The 18,540-nt window shown below is 71.5% G+C and carries 16 protein-coding genes; 9 read left to right on the forward strand and 7 right to left on the reverse strand.

Annotated features, from left to right (window positions below):
• Nucleotide 1: 1 nt before the first annotated feature.
• From ACZ6TD_RS31060 to ACZ6TD_RS31070, 3 genes are all read right to left on the reverse strand, one after another.
• Nucleotides 2-784, reverse strand: a complete 783-nt coding sequence (locus ACZ6TD_RS31060; RefSeq protein ID WP_471343424.1) for a DUF899 domain-containing protein — start codon at nt 782-784, stop codon at nt 2-4.
• Between the two features lie 112 nt (nt 785-896).
• The gene (locus ACZ6TD_RS31065) at nt 897-1,439 is read right to left on the reverse strand and encodes an MOSC domain-containing protein (protein ID WP_471343427.1); all 543 of its coding nucleotides are present in this window, start codon (nt 1,437-1,439) and stop codon (nt 897-899) included.
• Nucleotides 1,440-1,494: 55 nt separating this feature from the next.
• Entirely contained in the window at nt 1,495-1,782 is a 288-nt protein-coding gene (locus ACZ6TD_RS31070) for a hypothetical protein (protein WP_471343429.1), read from the reverse strand.
• Between the two features lie 44 nt (nt 1,783-1,826).
• On the opposite strand from ACZ6TD_RS31070, the gene holA reads away from it, so the two are divergent.
• Entirely contained in the window at nt 1,827-2,816 is a 990-nt protein-coding gene (gene holA, locus ACZ6TD_RS31075; protein ID WP_020871375.1) for a DNA polymerase III subunit delta, read from the forward strand.
• A 15-nt stretch (nt 2,817-2,831) separates the two neighbouring features.
• Here the strand turns inward: holA and ACZ6TD_RS31080 are convergent, their stop codons facing one another.
• Nucleotides 2,832-3,587: a hypothetical protein gene (locus tag ACZ6TD_RS31080; protein WP_471343431.1), complete on the reverse strand. Its 756-nt coding sequence runs from the start codon at nt 3,585-3,587 to the stop codon at nt 2,832-2,834.
• 453 nt (nt 3,588-4,040) lie between these two features.
• On the reverse strand, nt 4,041-4,307 hold the full coding sequence (gene rpsT / locus ACZ6TD_RS31085) for a 30S ribosomal protein S20 (protein WP_471343432.1): 267 nt from the start codon (nt 4,305-4,307) through the stop codon (nt 4,041-4,043).
• Between the two features lie 264 nt (nt 4,308-4,571).
• On the opposite strand from rpsT, the gene lepA reads away from it, so the two are divergent.
• The 4 genes from lepA (at nt 4,572) to hemW (ending at nt 12,347) form a co-directional block, all read left to right on the forward strand.
• Complete coding sequence (gene lepA / locus ACZ6TD_RS31090; protein ID WP_471343434.1) at nt 4,572-6,449, forward strand: translation elongation factor 4; 1,878 nt, start codon at nt 4,572-4,574, stop codon at nt 6,447-6,449.
• A 233-nt stretch (nt 6,450-6,682) separates the two neighbouring features.
• On the forward strand, nt 6,683-8,572 hold the full coding sequence (locus ACZ6TD_RS31095; RefSeq protein WP_471343435.1) for an AMP-dependent synthetase/ligase: 1,890 nt from the start codon (nt 6,683-6,685) through the stop codon (nt 8,570-8,572).
• 236 nt (nt 8,573-8,808) lie between these two features.
• Complete coding sequence (locus ACZ6TD_RS31100) at nt 8,809-10,920, forward strand: SpoIIE family protein phosphatase (RefSeq protein WP_471343436.1); 2,112 nt, start codon at nt 8,809-8,811, stop codon at nt 10,918-10,920.
• A 194-nt stretch (nt 10,921-11,114) separates the two neighbouring features.
• The gene (hemW, locus tag ACZ6TD_RS31105; RefSeq protein WP_471343438.1) at nt 11,115-12,347 is read left to right on the forward strand and encodes a radical SAM family heme chaperone HemW; all 1,233 of its coding nucleotides are present in this window, start codon (nt 11,115-11,117) and stop codon (nt 12,345-12,347) included.
• Nucleotides 12,348-12,456: 109 nt separating this feature from the next.
• Here the strand turns inward: hemW and ACZ6TD_RS31110 are convergent, their stop codons facing one another.
• A complete protein-coding gene (locus ACZ6TD_RS31110; RefSeq protein ID WP_471343440.1) occupies nt 12,457-13,278 on the reverse strand; it encodes a DUF3097 domain-containing protein in 822 nt (273 codons plus the stop codon).
• A 72-nt stretch (nt 13,279-13,350) separates the two neighbouring features.
• A complete protein-coding gene (locus tag ACZ6TD_RS31115; RefSeq protein ID WP_471343441.1) occupies nt 13,351-14,073 on the reverse strand; it encodes an MBL fold metallo-hydrolase in 723 nt (240 codons plus the stop codon).
• 163 nt (nt 14,074-14,236) lie between these two features.
• On the opposite strand from ACZ6TD_RS31115, the gene hrcA reads away from it, so the two are divergent.
• The 4 genes from hrcA (at nt 14,237) to ACZ6TD_RS31135 (ending at nt 18,521) form a co-directional block, all read left to right on the forward strand.
• Nucleotides 14,237-15,253, forward strand: a complete 1,017-nt coding sequence (gene hrcA, locus ACZ6TD_RS31120; RefSeq protein WP_471343443.1) for a heat-inducible transcriptional repressor HrcA — start codon at nt 14,237-14,239, stop codon at nt 15,251-15,253.
• A complete protein-coding gene (gene dnaJ, locus ACZ6TD_RS31125; protein ID WP_137977927.1) occupies nt 15,254-16,387 on the forward strand; it encodes a molecular chaperone DnaJ in 1,134 nt (377 codons plus the stop codon).
• 302 nt (nt 16,388-16,689) lie between these two features.
• Complete coding sequence (locus ACZ6TD_RS31130) at nt 16,690-17,781, forward strand: nitronate monooxygenase (RefSeq protein ID WP_471343444.1); 1,092 nt, start codon at nt 16,690-16,692, stop codon at nt 17,779-17,781.
• Nucleotides 17,778-18,521 (forward strand): 16S rRNA (uracil(1498)-N(3))-methyltransferase, encoded by a 744-nt coding sequence (locus ACZ6TD_RS31135; RefSeq protein ID WP_471343445.1) that lies wholly within the window; start codon nt 17,778-17,780, stop codon nt 18,519-18,521. The genes ACZ6TD_RS31130 and ACZ6TD_RS31135 overlap by 4 nt, the downstream gene beginning before the upstream one ends.
• Nucleotides 18,522-18,540 lie beyond the last annotated feature (19 nt).

An 18,540-nucleotide genomic window follows, 5' to 3' on the forward strand; every position in this document is an offset into this window, starting at 1 on the left:
ACTACCGATGGTGGCCGTGCCGGCCGAGGGTCTCCACGGGGGTCGCGCCGGGGCGGGTCCACTGCGGCACGGGGCGGCTGGTCGGGCCCCAGGTGGCGTTCCCGTCCGCGTCCGAGCGCCAGGACCAGCACGCGTCGCGCCCCTCGGGCCGACCCTCCGGGTTGTCCTCCCACGCCTCGCCGCGGCCGTAGGGCGTCATGTCGAGCAGGCCGAGGGACCCGTTGACCCGTTCATTGCCGCGGCCCGTCGTGGAGTAGGTGAGGAACACGCGGTCGCCGTCGCGCAGGTAGCAGGTGAGATAACCCATGCTGCCGCCGGCCGGCCCGTCCACGTCGCGCACCGAGTACCAGGGCTGGGTGTAGCCCATGAACGCGACGTAGGAGGCCACCTCCTCCCAGCGGCCCGTGGTGAGGACGGCGAACGAGACGCCGCGGGCGTTGAGGTAGGCGGCGTCCTTCAGGTGCCAGGCCGTGGTGGTGCAGCCCTCGCACTGCCCCTGGTGCGGTGCGCCGTCGTACCACATGTGCTTGTAGACCACGAGCTCGTCGCGGCCCTGGAACAGATCCAGGAACGGGACCGGGCCGTCGGGTCCGACGACCTCGACCGACCCGTCGAACTCCACCATCGGCAGCCGGCGGCGGGCCGCGGCGATGGCGTCGCCCTCGCGGGTGTGGGCCTTCTCGCGGACCAGCAGCTCGTCACGGGCGGCCTGCCAGGTGGCCAGGTCGACCACGGGCGGGCGGCCGGGCAGCGCGGTGGTCGGGTCGTCCGGTGTGGCCATCATGGTGTCCTCCGTGGTGTCTCGTGCCCGGCGGCGTCGTACGGCGTTCTACGACGGTCACCAGAAGAGACTCCCGGCCCGGCCGGAACTCATCGCGGCAGGGAGCGCCCCGCCCTCAGACGCGGTCCAGGGGGCGGTGGGGTTCGGCGGGGAGCTCGGCCTGGATCAGGTCGCCCGGGCGGACTGTGCCGCCCTCCCGTACGACGCTCATGATTCCGGCCTTACGGATGATGTTTCCGGCCTCGTCACGGCCGACGACCTGCTTCAGGAGGCCGTGTCGGAAGTGGTCGATCTGCAGGCAGGGATTGCGGAGGCCGGTGACCTCCAGCACTGCCTCGTCGCCGATGCGCAGCAGGGTGCCGACGGGGAGGGCGAGCAGGTCGATGCCGCGGGTGGTGATGTTTTCGCCGAGGTCACCGGGCAGGACCGTGAAGCCCTCCGCACCGACCTCCGCGAAGAGTTCTTCGTGGATGAGGTGGACCTGGCGCAGGTTCGGCTGGGTGGGGTCCTGGGCGACGCGGGAGCGGTGTTTGACCGTTACGCCGGCGTGGACGTCGCCCTCGACACCGAGGCCGGTGAGCAGGGTGATGCTGTCCCGGTTCGGCTTGGTGAACGAGTACTCGCCATTGCTGCTGACTGCCGTCACCGTTCCGCTCATCCTTGGAATCCCCCTCTTCCGTGCCCACGGTTGGTCATGAGCCTAGTGTCGGACGTTATTCGGCCTCCAGCCAGCCGTCGTACTCGTCCGCGAGCGCGTCCAGCGCCGTCGGGTCCAGCCGGCCGGCCGGGTCCTCGATCACCACCAGCCACTGGGCGTCCTCGGCGTCGTCCTCGCCCGCCAGGGCGTCCCGCACCAGCTGGGGCTCCTGGGTGGTGCCGAAGCGCTCGGGGAGGGCCGCGGCCACCTCCTCCGCCGCGTCGCGGTCGGGGAGCACCAGGATGTGCCGGGCGTGCCGGGCGCCGGTCAGTCCTTCATCGATCACCGGAACATTGTCGGACATCCGGACGGCGGGGCTGTCGGTGGTCCGTGGGATGCTGGACCGCGATGGCCAGGAAGACGACGACCGACGATCCACTCGCCCCGGTGACCCTCGCCGTGGGCCAGGAGGAGCTGCTGCTCGACCGCGCCGTGCAGCAGGTGGTGGCGGCCGCCCGCGCGGCCGACCCCGACACCGATGTGCGCGACCTCATGCCCGACGCGCTCCAGCCCGGCACCCTTGCCGAGCTGACCAGCCCCTCGCTCTTCGCGGAGCGCAAGGTCGTGGTGGTGCGCAACGCACAGGATCTGTCGGCCGACACGATCAAGGACGTGAAGGGCTACCTCGGCACCCCCGCCGAGGAGATCACCCTGGTGCTGCTGCACGCGGGCGGGGCCAAGGGCAAGGGGCTGCTCGACGCCGCCCGTAAGGCCGGGGCGCGCGAGGTCGCCTGCCCGAAGATGACCAAGCCCGCCGACCGGCTGGCGTTCGTACGGTCGGAGTTCCGTGCCACCGGCCGGTCCGCCACGCCCGAGGCATGCCAGGCCCTGGTCGACGCCATCGGGAGCGATCTGCGCGAGCTGGCCAGCGCGGTCTCCCAGCTCGTGGCCGATGTCGAGGGCACGATCGACGAGGCCGTCGTCGCCCGCTACTACACCGGGCGCGCCGAGGCGTCCAGCTTCACTGTCGCCGACCGTGCCGTCGAGGGCCGCGCGGCCGAGGCGCTGGAGGCCCTGCGCTGGGCCGTCTCCACCGGGGTGCCGCCGGTGCTGATCACCAGCGCCCTGGCCCAGGGCGTCCGCTCCATCGGCAAGCTGGCCTCCGCGCCGCGCGGCGCCCGTCCCGGCGATCTCGCCCGGGAGCTGGGCATGCCGCCATGGAAGATCGACCGGGTGCGGCAGCAGATGCGCGGCTGGTCGGCGGACGGAGTGGCGATCGCGCTGCGTGCCGTCGCCGAGGCCGATGCGGGGGTCAAGGGCGGCGGGGACGACCCGGAGTACGCCCTGGAGAAGGCCGTCGTCACGATCGCCCGCGCCGCCCGGGCGGGCCGCCGCTAGGGCCCGGGGCCGCGGTCAGTCCTTCATCTTCTCCAGCGTCGCCTTCGCGCTCTTCTTGAGCATCTCGGTGGCCTCTTCCGGGGTCTTGGCCGAGGCGCTGGAGGAGGACGACACATACTCCGACCAGGTCGACTGATAGGTCATCCAGCCTTCCCGCACGGCGAGGATCACATAGGCGCCGGTGTTCGAGGTGCTGCTCTTGCTCTCCTGCCTCACCACGTACGCCTCGTCGCCCAGCCCCCTGACCGGGCTCACCTCATAGCTGTAGCTGGACGTCCTCTGGTCCTCGTACGCCCGGTACTGGGCCTCGAACTCGGGGCCCGGGTCGGTCTTCTTGTGCAGCGACGCCGTCGTGTAGAGCCACACCGAGGAGTAGTCGCTGCTGCTCGCGCCGCTCGGCTCGAAGTCGATGTTGCAGGTCATCGAGTCCAGCGCGGGGTTTTCGGTGCTGCTGTGCTGGGGGTTCGACGACGAGCCGCTCTTCTGCTCGTACCCGGCGTCCTCGAACGCCTGGGACTCCGTCGAGCTGCACAGATTGGTCGTATAGCGGTAGCCCGCGAGATCGGCCTCCGCCTCGTTCCCGTCGAAGCCTCCCGTGGCGAACAGCACCCCGGCCCAGACCGCCGAGGCGACGACGGCTCCGCCCAGCCCCCACAGCCAGCCCTTGCCGCCGCCCCCGCCCCCGGCCCCGGGGCCCATGGGCGGTGCGCCGGGAGGCGTGCCCGGCGCGCCCATCGGGCCGTAGCCGCCGCCCAGGGGGGCGGAAGGCATCGTCGGCTGGGCGTACGGATTGTGCTGGGGCGGCTGGGCCTGGGGCGGCACCTGTCCATACGGGCCGGGCGGCGGGCTCTGCGACGGGCTCTGTCCTGGCCCCTGCGGCGTGCTCTGCGCCGGGCCCTGCTGAGGCGGCTGAGGCGGTTGGGGCGGCTGCGGCGGCCCGTACGGATTGGGTGTTTCCCCCGGTGTCGACATGACGTGAACATACCCGAATTAAGCGCGAAAGCCCCGCCCTGTCCTGGGGAAAGGACAGGCGCGGGGCCTTCGTGTCGATCAAGTGCGCCGCACCCGCGTGGCGAACGCAGGCCGCGTGCGGCGCGGTGCCGCTGAAGGGGCTGCAGAGGATCTCGGCTGCCGGTAGGAGCGGGTGAGAGGGACCGCTGTGCCCAAACCGGCTGGAGACCAGGCCCGGAAGGCGTCAGCCTCCGAGGCCGGCCCCGGAAGGCGTCAGCCCTGGATGCTGGAGACCTGCTGGGCGAGCGCCGACTTCTTGTTGGCGGCGTTGTTCTTGTGCAGAACGCCCTTGCTGACGGCCTTGTCGAGCTTGCGCGCGGCGATGCGGATGGCTTCGGCGGCCTTCTCGGCGTCACCGGCGGCCACGGCCTCGCGGGTGCGGCGGATGGCGGTCTTCAGCTCGGACTTGACCGCCTTGTTGCGCAGGCGCGCCTTCTCGTTCGTCTTGTTCCGCTTGATCTGGGACTTGATGTTCGCCACGTAAAAGCCTTCGCAGGTTCGTTGGGTTTCACTTGCTTCGTGGTGCGTCCGTGCCCATGGCGACGTCCGTGACGACGTCCATGGAGACCTCTAGGGAGATGTCCTTGGAGATCTCCGTCAAAGAGAGGGCACGAGACACAGTCGGCCAGGTTACCAGCAGGGTCCATGGCGTCCCAAACCCGGAAGAGGTCGCCATTCATGGGACCATGGACGGGACTGACCCATACCGATAACACCGAGTCCCGCCTAGACACAGGACCCTGCGTGCCCGCGACCCCTACCAATGTGCCGGAGCCGAGCCGTACCGACCCGGCTCTGATCCGTAACTTCTGCATCATCGCGCACATCGACCACGGCAAGTCGACGCTCGCCGACCGCATGCTCCAGCTGACCGGGGTGGTCGAGCAACGGCAGATGCGCGCGCAGTACCTCGACCGCATGGACATCGAGCGCGAGCGCGGCATCACGATCAAGTCCCAGGCGGTCCGGCTGCCCTGGGCGCCGACGAAGGACGAGGGCGGCGAGCCCGCCACCCACATCCTCAACATGATCGACACCCCGGGCCACGTGGACTTCACCTATGAGGTCTCGCGCTCCCTCGCCGCGTGCGAGGGCTGCATCCTGCTGGTCGACGCGGCCCAGGGCATCGAGGCCCAGACCCTCGCCAACCTCTATCTGGCGATGGAGCACGACCTCACGATCATCCCGGTCCTCAACAAGATCGACCTGCCCGCCGCCCAGCCGGAGAAGTACGCCGCCGAGCTCGCCCACCTCATCGGCTGCGACCCCTCCGACGTGCTGAAGGTCTCCGCCAAGACCGGCGAGGGCGTGGCCGAGCTGCTGGACCGGGTCGTCGAGCTCGTTCCCGCCCCCGTGGGCGTCCATGACGCCCCCGCCCGCGCGATGATCTTCGACTCCGTCTATGACGCCTACCGGGGCGTCGTGACCTATGTGAAGGTCGTCGACGGCACGCTCAGCAAGCGCGAGCGGATCAGGATGATGTCCACCGGCGCCGCCCATGAGCTGCTGGAGATCGGCACCAACTCGCCCGAGATGACCCCCGCCGACGGGCTGTCCGTGGGCGAGGTGGGCTATCTGATCACCGGTGTGAAGGATGTCCGCCAGTCCAAGGTCGGTGACACGATCACCCAGGTCAGCGGCGGCGCGCAGGAGCCGCTGGGCGGCTACAAGGACCCCAAGCCGATGGTGTTCTCGGGGCTGTATCCGCTGGACGGCTCGGACTACCCCGAGCTGCGCGAGGCACTGGACAAGCTGCAGCTCAACGATGCCGCGCTGGTCTACGAGCCGGAGACCTCGGCCGCCCTCGGCTTCGGCTTCCGCGTCGGCTTCCTCGGGCTGCTGCACCTGGAGGTCATCCGTGAGCGCCTGGAGCGCGAATTCAATCTCGACCTGATCGCCACCGCGCCCAATGTGGTCTACCGGGTGGAGATGGAGGACGGCACCGAGCACACGGTGACCAACCCCAGCGAGTTCCCGGTGGGCAAGATCGACACGGTGCACGAGCCGGTCGTCCGGGGCACCATCCTCGCCCCGAGCGAGTTCATCGGCGCGATCATGGAGCTGTGCCAGAACCGCCGCGGCGTGCTGCTCGGCATGGACTACCTCTCCGAGGACCGGGTCGAGATCCGCTACACCCTGCCGCTCGCCGAGGTCGTCTTCGACTTCTTCGACCAGTTGAAGTCCAAGACCCGCGGCTATGCCTCGCTCGACTACGAGCCCACCGGTGAGCAGACCTCCGAGCTGGTCAAGGTCGACATCCTGCTGCACGGCGACAAGGTGGACGCGTTCTCGGCGATCACGCACAAGGACAAGGCGTACGCGTACGGCGTCCGGCTGGTCGCCAAGCTGCGCGAGCTCATCCCGCGGCAGAACTTCGAGGTGCCCATCCAGGCGGCCATCGGCTCCCGGGTGATCGCCCGGGAGACGGTCCGTGCCATCCGTAAGGACGTCCTCGCCAAGTGCTACGGCGGTGACATCTCCCGTAAGCGGAAGCTGCTGGAGAAGCAGAAGGAAGGCAAGAAGCGGATGAAGATGGTCGGCAGCGTGGAGGTGCCCCAGGAGGCATTCATCGCGGTGCTGTCCTCCGACTCCGACGGCAAGGACTCCAAGGCGAAGAAGTAGGACCCCGCCCCGGGGAAGAGGCCCCAGGGCCGGAGCACCGGGGACAGCGTGGTCAGCGGGCCTGGCGTGATGGATGCGCCGGGCCCGCCGCCTTCCGGGGCTTCTCTTGGGCATCTCGTGAGAACAACGTGACCCGGCCCCCTTACGCCGTAAGGATTCGGCCCCTACCCTGATCACCTACTCGAAGGTTACTCGCGAGTCACCAAGCAATGATGCGGGCCCCGGAGGATGCCGTGACCGACACACAGAACTTGCTCGAGAACCGGCCGCCGTCCCTGGCGACGCACTTCCTCCGGCGCGTCGAGGCGACACCGGACAAGGAGGCGTACCGCTATCCGGTGCCCCCTGCCTCGGGCACGGGCCCCGATGAGTGGCGGCCGCTGACCTGGCGGGAAAGCGCGGATCGGGTCTTCGCCATCGCCGCCGGACTGATCGATCTGGGCATCCGCCCCGAGGAGCGGGTGGCGCTGGCCTCCTCGACCCGTGTCGAGTGGATCCTGTCCGACCTCGGCGTGCTCTGCGCGGGGGCGGCCACCACCACGGTGTACCCGAGCACCAACGCCGACGAGACCTCCTTCATCCTCTCCGACTCCGGCAGCCGGGTGCTGATCGCCGAGGACGCGGCGCAGCTCGCCAAGGTGCGGGCGCAGCGCGAGGAGCTCCCCGAACTGGCCCATGTGGTGGTGATCCAGGCCGACGACGCGGTCCCCGCCGCGGACGACCCCGAGGGCTGGGTGCTCTCGCTCACCGAGCTGGAGAAGCGGGGCACGGCCCTGCTGGAACGGCGGCCGGACGCCGTACGGGAGCGGATGGACGCCCTGCGCAGCGATCAGCTGGCGACGCTCATCTACACGTCCGGGACCACCGGGCGCCCCAAGGGCGTACGCCTGGCGCATGACTCCTGGTCGTACATGGCCATTGTGATCGGCAATCAGGACGGACTGCTCTTCCCCGACGACGTGCAGTACCTCTGGCTGCCGCTCGCGCATGTCTTCGGCAAGGTGCTGACGGCGGGGCAGATCTACGTCGGCCACACCACGGCGGTGGACGGCCGGGTCGACAAGATCATCGACAATCTGCCGGTGGTCCGGCCGACCTATATGTGTGCCGTGCCGCGGATCTTCGAGAAGGTCTACAACGGGGTGGCCCAGCGGGCGCGCGAGGGCGGGGCGGCCCAGTACAAGATCTTCCAGTGGGCGGCCGGGGTCGCCCGGGACTACGCCAGGATCTCCCAGGACAACTTCCGCCGCACCGGCACCGCCTCCGTGCCCTTCGGCCTCCGGGCCCAGCACGCGGTGGCCGACAAGCTGGTCTACGGCAAGCTGCGCGAGGCGTTCGGCGGCCGGCTCCGGGCCGCGGTGTCCGGCTCCGCCGCGCTCGCGCCCGACATCGGCTACTTCTTCGCGGGCGCCGGGATCAACATCCTGGAGGGCTACGGCCTGACCGAGTCCAGCGCCGCCAGCTTCCTCAACCCGGCGGACTACCGCACCGGCACGGTCGGCAAGGCGTTCCCGGGCCTGGAGGTGCGGTTCGCCGACGACGGCGAGGTGCTGCTGCGCGGCCCCGGCATCATGCAGGGCTACCACGGGCTGCCGGAGCTGACCGCGCAGGTGCTGGAGTCCGACGGCTGGTTCCACACCGGGGACATCGGCGAGCTGTCCCCCGACGGCTATCTGCGGATCACCGACCGCAAGAAGGACCTGATCAAGACCTCCGGCGGCAAGTACGTGGCCCCGGCGGAGGTCGAGGGCCAGTTCAAGGCGGTGTGCCCGTTCGTCTCCAACATCCTGGTGCACGGCGCCGACCGCAACTACTGCACCGCGCTGATCGCCCTCGACGAGCCCACGATCATGAAGTGGGCGGGCGACCACGGCCTCGGCGGCAGGACCTACGCGGAGGTCGTGGACACCGATGAGGTGCGGGAGCTGATCGGGGGGTATGTGCAGCGGCTCAACGACGGGCTCCAGCGCTGGCAGACGATCAAGAAGTTCCGGCTGCTGCCGCGTGATCTGGACGTGGAGCACGGGGAGTTGACGCCCAGCCTGAAGCTCAAGCGCCCGGTCGTCGAGCGGGAGTACAAGGACCTGATCGAGGACATGTACGCGGGCGCGCGGGAGGTTTAACGGGCAAGGATACGACCCCGCACCGGATTTCAGGTTGACCGGCCCGCCGGACACATGAATTTTCCCCTTATCGCGGTTCACTTGCGTAACCCGGTGCATATGAGGGCGGTCCGTCTGTCACTCTGTCCGTGCCGGATACGGTTACGGATACGGCGTTATGACGGAGCTTCTTCAGGAGCCGCACAGTGGGGACGTCATCTTCTGCCACTTCTGGTGGGTCGGTTGAGGGCGGTGGGGTGGTTCTACCGGTCGGGGGTGGGGTCGGCCCCGTCCGTACCAGCGCATCGGCACGCGTCAGCCTGCCCGGTACTCCGCTCGCGGCCTCGGCCGCGCGCCGGTTCGTCCGTGCCGCCCTCGCCGACTGGGCCGCGCTCGAGGTCCCGGCCGCCGACCGGGTCACCGACCAGGTGGCGGGCGAGGCCGTGCTGCTGGTGAGCGAGCTGGTCACCAACGCGGTGGTGCACGCCGGCACCGCCGTCGAGGTGAGCTGCGCGCTGGATGTCTCGGACCGCGAGGGCGAGCCGCCGTCCCTGGTGGTGGAGGTGACCGATCACCATCCCACCCGGGTGGTGCGCGGCGATCCGCCGGATGCGGACGAGCCGCCGGAGTACGCCGGGGGCCACGGGCTGCGGCTGGTGGCCGAGATCGCCGAGTCCTGGGGGACGACCTACCGGCGGGCGACCAAGTCGGTGTGGTTCCAGATGGCGGTGGCGCCCACGGGTCCGGCCGCCGCGGGCGGCATGGGCTCGGCCTTCATGGACGCCGCGGCCGCCGTGGACGCGGCGAACGCCACCGTGGCCGGGCCGGACGGCGGATTCGGGGCGGGGGCCGTCCCCGACGGCCTGGAATCCGTCCCTGGGGGCCTGGGAGCTGTCCCCGAGGGCTTGGGCACTGAGGGCCTGGGGCCCGTCGGTGAAGGCCGTAAGGAGGGCGTCGAGGCCGTCGAGATCGTCGCGCCCGCGCAGGGCCTCGTCCCGGTCCGCCGCGACCCCGAGTGGATCCAGCGCGGTGCGCTCTCCTTCCTCGCCGAGGCGTCCGATCTGCTGGCCGGGCAGTTCGACGAGGACATGGTCACCTCGCTCGCCGGACAGCTGCTGGTGCCCCGGCTCGCCGACTGGTGCGCGATCTGGCTCGACTCCACGAGCGGCCCGCCGCGGCTGGCCCGGGTCTGGCACGCCAGCGAGGGACGCATCGAGGGCCTGCGGCAGGTGCTGGAGAAGGAGCCGCCCCATGTGCCCACCGCCGTCCGCGGCGGCGCCGTGGAGTGGCCCTGGCCGGCCGACCCCGCCGCGTACGGGCCCGGCGGCGCGGCCCTCGCGTGCCGACTGGTGGCGGGCGGCCGCGCGCTCGGCACGCTGCTGCTGGGGCGGGCCGGGCTGGTGCGGATGCCGGCCGAAGTGGTCGGCCTGATCGAGGACTTCGCCCGCCGCGTCGCCCTGGCGCTCGCCTCCGCCCGCCGCTACACCCGGCAGGCGACCATCAGCCGGGTGCTCCAGCGCGGGCTGCTGCCGTCCGTGATCCCGCGGATCCCCGGGGTCGAGTCGGCGGTGGTGTACGAGCCGACCGGCGAGATCTCAGCCGGGGGCGACTTCTACGACATCTTCCCGGCCGGTGACGGCCGCTGGTGCTTCGTCCTGGGCGACGTCTGCGGGAACGGCCCGGAGGCGGCCGTGGTGACCGGCCTCGTCCGGCCCTGGCTGCGGCTGCTCGCCCGCGAGGGGTACGGCGTGGGAGAGGTCCTGGACCGGCTCAACCAGCTGCTGGGCGAGGAGGCGGTGGAGCAGGCCGTCGAGGGCGCCGCGGAGGCCGTGGTGGCCGGTGTGGAGGCCGTGGGCGGCCCCGCCGGGGTCGTGGAGCTGGTGGACGGCGGCCTGGTCGGAGGCGCGGGGCTGTCGGCGGGCGGCGGGATCGCGCGGTTCCTGTCGCTGCTGTACGGGGAGCTGGAGCCGCTGGGCGACGGCCTGGGGGTGCGCTGCACGCTGGCCAGCGCGGGCCATCCGCTGCCGCTGGTGCTGCGGCCGGACGGCGAGGTGCGGACGGTCGCGGCGCCGCAGATATTGCTGGGCGTCGTGGACGATGTGTCGTACGAGAGTGAATCGTTCGATCTGACGCCCGGGGAAACACTGCTCTGTGTGACGGACGGGGTGACGGAGCACCGATCGGGCGACCGGCAGTTCGACGACGAGGACGGCCTGGCGGCGGCGTTCGCGCTGTGCGCGGGGCTCAGCGCGCGGCAGGTCGCGGAGCGGGTGCGCCGGGCGGTGGACGAGTTCGCGGCGGAGCCGCCGGACGACGACCTGGCGATGCTGGTCCTGAAGGTGCTCCAGGGGGCGTCCGACGGATCGTGACGCCCGCGGCGGGCTGTTCCCCTCCCCTCCCCGCCCCTTCCCGCGGATCGGTATGCGGCTCCGCCGCGTGGCTCGATATGCGCCTGCGCCGCGTGGTCCGCGGACACCCCGTAGGCCCGGTCGCTGCGGGGCCGGGGCGCCTGGGCACCGTCCCGTGGTCCCGGGTGGCGCCGGTCGTGCCGGACAATGGGGGCATGCCTTCCGTGTTGCCTGATGGTGAGCCCATGCCCGAGGACGGCGCACTGCCCGCGACCGCTTTGGCGGGGGCGGAGCGGCGGCCGCTGGGGTTCTATCTGCACGTGCCGTACTGCGCCACCCGCTGCGGCTACTGCGACTTCAACACCTACACCGCCAGTGAGCTGCGCGGCTCCGGCGGTGTGCTCGCCTCGCGGGACAACTACGCCGAGCAGGTCGTCGAGGAGGTGCGGCTGGCGCGGAAGGTGCTGGGGGACGACCCGCGGACCGTGGAGACCGTGTTCGTCGGCGGCGGAACCCCGACCCTGCTCGCGGCGGCGGACCTCGGGCGGATGCTGGGGGCGATCCGGGACGAATTCGGGCTGGCCGAGGGGGCCGAGGTCACGACCGAGGCGAATCCGGAGTCGGTCGATCCGCGGTATCTGGCGGAGCTGCGGGAGGCGGGGTTCAACCGGATCTCCTTCGGCATGCAGAGCGCCCGCCAGCACGTCCTGAAGGTGCTGGACCGTACGCACACCCCGGGGCGGCCGGAGGCGTGTGTGGCCGAGGCGCGGGCGGCCGGATTCGGCCATGTGAACCTGGACCTGATCTACGGGACGCCGGGGGAGAGCGACGCGGACTGGCGGGCCTCCCTGGAGGCGGCGCTCGGGGCGGGGCCGGACCATGTGTCGGCGTATGCGCTGATCGTCGAGGAGGGCACCCAGCTGGCGCGGCGGATCCGTCGCGGCGAGGTGCCGATGACCGACGACGATGTGCACGCGGACCGCTATCTGATCGCCGAGGAGACCCTTACGGCCGCCGGGTTCGCCTGGTACGAGGTCTCCAACTGGGCCACCTCGCCCGCCGGGCGCTGCCGCCACAACGAGCTGTACTGGCGCGGCGCCGACTGGTGGGGCGCCGGCCCCGGCGCACACAGCCACGTGGGCGGCGTGCGGTGGTGGAACGTGAAGCACCCCGGGGCGTACGCACAGGCCCTGGGCGAGGGCCGGTCGCCCGGCGCCGGCCGGGAGCTGCTGTCCGCCGAGGAGCGCCGGGTGGAGCGGATCCTGCTGGAGCTGCGGCTGGCCGAGGGCTGCCCGCTGGAGCTGCTGCGCCCGGCCGGCGCCGCGGCCGCGGCACGGGCCCTGGAGGACGGCCTGCTGGAGCCGGAGCCGTACGGGCGCGGGCAGGCCGTGCTCACGCTCCGGGGGCGGCTGCTGGCGGACGCGGTGGTGCGGGACCTGGTGGACTGAGGCGGGGCCGTCAGAGGGCCGATACGGAAGCCCTCGGGCGGACTGAGTTGAGGGGAGCCCTCAGCCCTCATTGGCCCGTACGAAGGCCGTCAGCCCCTTACGGAGGCCGTCAGTCCTGTGGGGCCGTCACGAAGTCGATCAATTCCTCCACCTTTCCCAGGAGCTCCGGCTGGAGGTCCTTGTAGGAGCGGACCGAGGACAGGATCCGCTGCCAGGCGGCCCCGGTGTTCTCCGGCCAGCCCAGGGCGCGGCAGACGCCCTTCTTCCAGTCCTGGCCATGCGGCACCGTCGGCCAGGCCGGAATGCCGAGGGAGGACGGCTTCACGGCCTCCCAGATGTCGATGTAGGGGTGGCCGAGGACCAGCACATGCTCACCGGTGACCTGTGCGGCGATACGGGACTCCTTGGAGCCCGTCACCAGATGGTCGACGAGGACGCCGAGCCGGGCGTCCGGGCCGGGGGAGAAGCCGTCGACGATGGCGGGCAGGTCGTCGACGCCCTCCAGGTACTCCACGACGACGCCCTCGATGCGCAGATCGTCGCCCCAGACCCGCTCGACCAGCTCCGCGTCATGGCGCCCCTCGACATAGACGCGCCCCGCGCGGGCGACCCTCGCACGCGCTCCCGGCACGGCGATCGACCCCGAGGCCGTGCGCTGGGGCGCGCTGGGGGCCGCCGCGCGCGGGCGTACGAGGGTGACGACACGCCCCTCGAGCAGGAAACCGCGCGGCTCCATGGGGAAGACGCGATGTTTGCCGAAGCGGTCCTCCAGAGTGACCGTCGGACCCTGGGCGGTCTTCTCGCAGCGGATCACGGCACCACAGAATCCGGTGGTGACCTCCTCCACGACGAGGTCCGGTTCGGCCGGGACCTCGGGGGCGGGCCGCTGCCGCTTCCAGGGCGGGGTCAGGTCCGGGTCGTACTGTCGCATCCGGATGACGATAGCGCGCGACGGCCACCCGCCCCCGCAGGCGCACAACTAGGCGAACGACTAGGGCGACGGCTAGCCGGACACGCCGAAGCGGGCCGCCAGTTCGTCGCGTTGGGTCCGTACGAACGCGGCGTCCACCACGGAGCCGTGCCCCGGGACGTACCGCGCGTCCTCGCCGCCGAGGGCGAGCAGTCGGTCGAGGGCGGCGGGCCAGTGGCCGGGGATCGCGTCGGGCCCGGCCTGGGGCGTGCCGGACTCCTCCACCAGATCGCCGCAGAAGACCACCTCGGGCCGGCCGGGCACCAGAACGGCCAGGTCATGGGCGGTGTGGCCGGGCCCCACATTGGCGAGCAGCACCGTACGGCCGCCGAGGTCGAGGCTGAGCTCCCCGCAGACCAGGTGGTGCGGGGAGGCCAGATGGTCCACCGCCTCGGTGGCGGCGTCCCGGTCCACCCCGTGGCGGATCGCGTCCTCGCGCAGCGTCTCCCGCTCACGGCGCAGCAGCTCGTCCAGGCCCGTGGCCCCGTAGACCTCGCAGCCCGCGAAGGCGGCCGAGCCCAGGACATGGTCGAAGTGCGGATGGGTGAGCGCGATCCGGGTGGGGCGGCGGCCGGTCAGCCGGGTGATCCCGGAGCGCAGCTCGGCCCCGGCGCGCAGGGTCGCGCCGGTGTCCACGACGAGGATGTCGGTCAGGCCGACGACCACGCCGACCGTCTCGTCCCACTCCGGCATCCGGCGGCGGGCCACACCGGGCGCGAGCCGCTCCCAGCCCGCCTCTTCCCAACACGTCTCCATACCGCGACGCTAGCTCAACGGGGATGGGGAGAGTTGCTGCCAGCGGCGGCTCTTGCCCATGCCACCGCACCCCGCCGTACACTGGCGGAGGGGTTCTGGCACTCGTGCCCGGTGAGTGCCAGGCGGACGACCTGATGAGACCGCTGGACTGGAGGTGCGCGGGGTGCTCAGCGAACGCAGACTCGAGGTGCTGCGTGCCATTGTCCAGGACTACGTGGGGACGGAGGAGCCGGTCGGCTCCAAGGCGCTCACCGAGCGGCACCGGCTGGGGGTCTCCCCGGCCACGGTGCGTAACGACATGGCCGCTCTGGAGGACGAAGGCTTCATCGCCCAGCCGCATACGAGCGCCGGGCGGATTCCCACGGACAAGGGCTATCGCCTCTTCGTGGACAAGCTGGCCGGAGTCAAGCCACTGTCCACCCCGGAGCGGCGGGCCATTCAGAACTTCCTGGACGGTGCGGTCGACCTCGACGATGTGGTGGGGCGCACGGTCCGGCTGCTGGCGCAGCTGACCCGGCAGGTGGCGGTGGTGCAGTATCCGTCGCTGACCCGGTCGACGGTGCGCCATGTGGAGCTGCTGCCGCTGGCACCGGCCCGGGTGATGCTGGTGCTGATCACCGACACCGGTCGGGTGGAGCAGCGCATGGTCGACTGTCCCACCCCGGTCACCGAGGATTCGCTCGCCGATCTGCGCGCCCGGCTCAACAGCCGGGTCGTGGGGCGGCGTTTCGCGGATGTGCCGCAATTGGTGCAGGATCTTCCGGAGTCCTTCGAACAGGAGGACCGGGGGACCGTCTCGATCGTACTGTCGACCTTGCTCGAGACGCTCGTGGAGGAGACCGAGGAGCGGCTGATGATCGGCGGCACCGCGAACCTCACGCGTTTCGTGCATGATTTCCCCCTGACGATCCGGCCCGTTCTGGAGGCACTCGAGGAGCAGGTCGTCCTCCTCAAGCTGCTGGGCGAGGCCAAGGACTCGGGTATGACCGTGCGGATCGGGCATGAGAATGCTCACGAGGGGCTCAACGCCACCTCGGTCGTCGCGGTCGGCTACGGTTCCGGCGACGAGGCGGTCGCCAAACTCGGCGTGGTCGGACCGACCCGCATGGACTACCCCGGAACGATGGGAGCGGTACGCGCAGTGGCACGTTACGTCGGACAGATCCTGGCGGAGTCGTAAGTGGCGACGGACTACTACGCAGTCCTGGGCGTGCCTCGTGATGCCTCGCAGGACCAGATCAAGAAGGCATTCCGGCGGCTCGCCCGCGAGCTGCATCCGGACGTGAACCCGGATCCGAAGACCCAGGAGCGGTTCAAGGAGATCAACGCCGCTTACGAGGTCCTGTCGGACCCGCAGAAGAAGCAGGTCTACGACCTGGGCGGGGACCCGAATGCCGGGCCGGGCGGCGGTGGCGCCGGCGGCTTCGGCGCGGGTTTCGGCAACTTCTCCGACATCATGGACGCGTTCTTCGGCACCGCCTCGCAGCGCGGTCCGCGCTCCAGGACCCGGCGCGGTCAGGACGCGATGATCCGCCTGGACGTGGAGCTCAGCGAGGCCGCGTTCGGGACCACCAAGGACATCCAGGTCGACACCGCGGTGGTCTGCACGACGTGCAGCGGCGAGGGCGCGGCGCCGGGCACCTCGGCGCAGACCTGTGACATGTGCCGTGGCCGGGGTGAGGTCTCCCAGGTGACGCGGTCCTTCCTGGGCCAGGTCATGACCTCGCGGCCGTGCCCCCAGTGCCAGGGCTTCGGCACCGTGGTGCCGACCCCGTGCCCGGAGTGCGCGGGCGACGGCCGGATCCGCTCGCGGCGCACCCTTACGGTGAAGATCCCCGCCGGTGTGGACAACGGCACGAGGATCCAGCTGGCCGGTGAGGGCGAGGTCGGACCGGGCGGCGGCCCGGCGGGCGACCTGTACGTGGAGATCCATGAGCTCCCGCACCCGGTCTTCCAGCGGCGCGGCGACGACATGCACTGCACGGTGACCATCCCGATGACGGCGGCGGCGCTGGGCACCAAGGTGCCGCTGGAGACGCTGGACGGCCTGGAGGAGGTCGACATCCGGCCCGGCACCCAGTCCGGCCAGTCGATCCCGCTGCACCAGCGCGGCGTCACCCATCTGCGGGGCGGCGGCCGCGGTGATCTGATCGTGCACGTCGAGGTGACCACCCCGACCAAGCTGGACCCGGAGCAGGAAGAGCTGCTGCGGCGGCTGTCCAAGCTGCGCGGCGAGGAGCGCCCCACCGGCGAGTTCAAGCCGGGGCAGCAAGGGTTGTTCTCGCGGCTGAAGGATGCGTTCAACGGGCGGTAGGCGCTTCGGCCGGGGGTTCGGGGGTTGGCCCCCGGGGGGTGCGGCAAGCCGGGGCAGCAGGGGTTGTTCTCGCGGCTGAAGGATGCGTTCAACGGGCGGTAGGCGCTTCGGCCGGGGGTTCGGGGGTTGGCCCCCGGGGGGTGCGGCAAGCCGGGGCAGCAGGGGTTGTTCTCGCGGCTGAAGGACGCATTCAACGGGCGGTAGGCGCGCCGGGCCGGGAGACGGCCCGCGCGGGCCGCTGATCTCCGCGGCGCCCTTGATCCGGTGGTGAGCCGGTGCGGAGGGCATGACACGATGTGGCCATGTCCTCCGCGCTGACCGATCTTTACCGGTACCCGATCGTGCAGGCGCCGATGGCGGGTGGAGCCTCCTGCCCGCAGCTCGCCGCCACTGTCTCCGAGGCCGGTGGCCTCGGTTTCCTCGCTGCCGGCTACAAGACGCCGGAGGCGATGTATGAGGAGATCAAACAGCTGCGGGGGCTGACCGGCCGGCCCTTCGGCATCAATCTGTTCATGCCGCAGCCGCCCAACCCCGACCCGGCCGCCGTCGCGGCCTACGGCGAGCGGCTCGCGGGCGAGGCGGCCTGGTACGAGACCTCGCTGGGCGACCCGGAGTCGGGCTCGGACGACGCGTACGACGCCAAGCTCGCCGTGCTCCTCGACAACCCCGTCCCGGTCGTCTCGTTCACCTTCGGCTGCCCGACCCGTGCCGTCCTCGACGCCCTCGCCAAGGTCGGCACCCGTACGGTCGTGACCGTGACCTCGCCCGTCGAGGCGCAGACCGCCCAGTGGGCGGGCGCCGACGCCGTCTGTGTGCAGGGCGTGGAGGCCGGCGGCCACCAGGGCACGTACAGCAATGACCCGGCCGCGGACGGGATGGGCGTCGGGCTCGGGCTGCTGTCGCTGATCACGCTGGTCCGCGAGTACGTCCAGATCCCGATCATCGCGGCGGGCGGGATCATGCGCGGTTCGCAGATCGCCGCAGCGCTGGCCGCGGGCGCGGTCGCGGCCCAGCTGGGGACCGCGTTCCTGGTGTGCCCCGAGTCCGGGGCGAACGCCCTGCACAAGCAGGCGATGACGGATCCGCTGTTCGGCCGCACCGAGCTGACCCGCGCCTTCTCCGGGCGCCCGGCCCGGGGCCTGGTCAACCGCTTCATGCGCGAGCACGGCCCGTACGCGCCCGCCGCCTACCCCCAGCTGCACCACATGACCTCCGGCCTCCGTAAGGCGGCCGCGAAGGCGGGCGATCCCCAGGGGATGGCGCTGTGGGCCGGGCAGGGCCACCGGCTGGCGCGTGAGCTGCCCGCCGCGCGGCTGGTGGAGACGCTCGCGGTGGAACTCGACGCGGCGCGGGCCGGGTTGGGCCGTCAGCCCCAGTGGGGTGCGGTGTCGTGACCGCCCCGGTGTTCGTGGCCGACGCCCTGGCGGGGGCGGCCGCGGGGGCCCGGGTCTGGCTGGAGGGCCCGGAGGGGCGCCACGCGGTGTCCGTAAGGCGGCTGCGCGTCGGTGAGCCCGTGGTGCTGACGGACGGTCACGGTACGGGCGTCCAGGGCACCGTGACGGCCGTCGAGGGCAAGGACCGGCTGGAGGTCGCGGTGGACGAGGTGCGCCGGGAGACGGCCCCGGACCCGAGGATCACCGTCGTGCAGGCGCTGCCCAAGGGCGACCGGGGTGAGCTGGCGGTGGAGACCATGACGGAGACCGGCGTGGACGCCGTCGTGCCGTGGTCGGCCGCCCGCTGCATCACCCAGTGGAAGGGCGAGCGCGGCCTCAAGGCGCTCGGCAAGTGGCGGTCGACCGCGCGCGAGGCGGGCAAGCAGTCCCGTCGGCTGACCTTCCCCGAGGTCACGGACGCGATGACGACCCGGCAGGTTGCCCGGTTTCTCGCCGAAGCCGATTTCGCGGCCGTGCTGCACGAGGAGGGCGGCGAACCGCTCGCGACGGCCCCACTGCCCGCGAGTGGCGAGATCGTTCTGGTCGTCGGGCCCGAAGGGGGCGTGTCCCCCGAGGAGTTGGCGGCCTTCGCCGAGGCGGGCGCGCGGCCGTACCGGCTGGGCCCGAGCGTGCTGCGCACCTCCACGGCCGGAACGGCGGCCGCCGCGCTGCTGCTCGGCCGCACCGGCCGCTGGGGGTGAAAGGCCCCTCCGGGGCCCC

This window comes from Streptomyces yongxingensis (genome assembly GCF_055597465.1).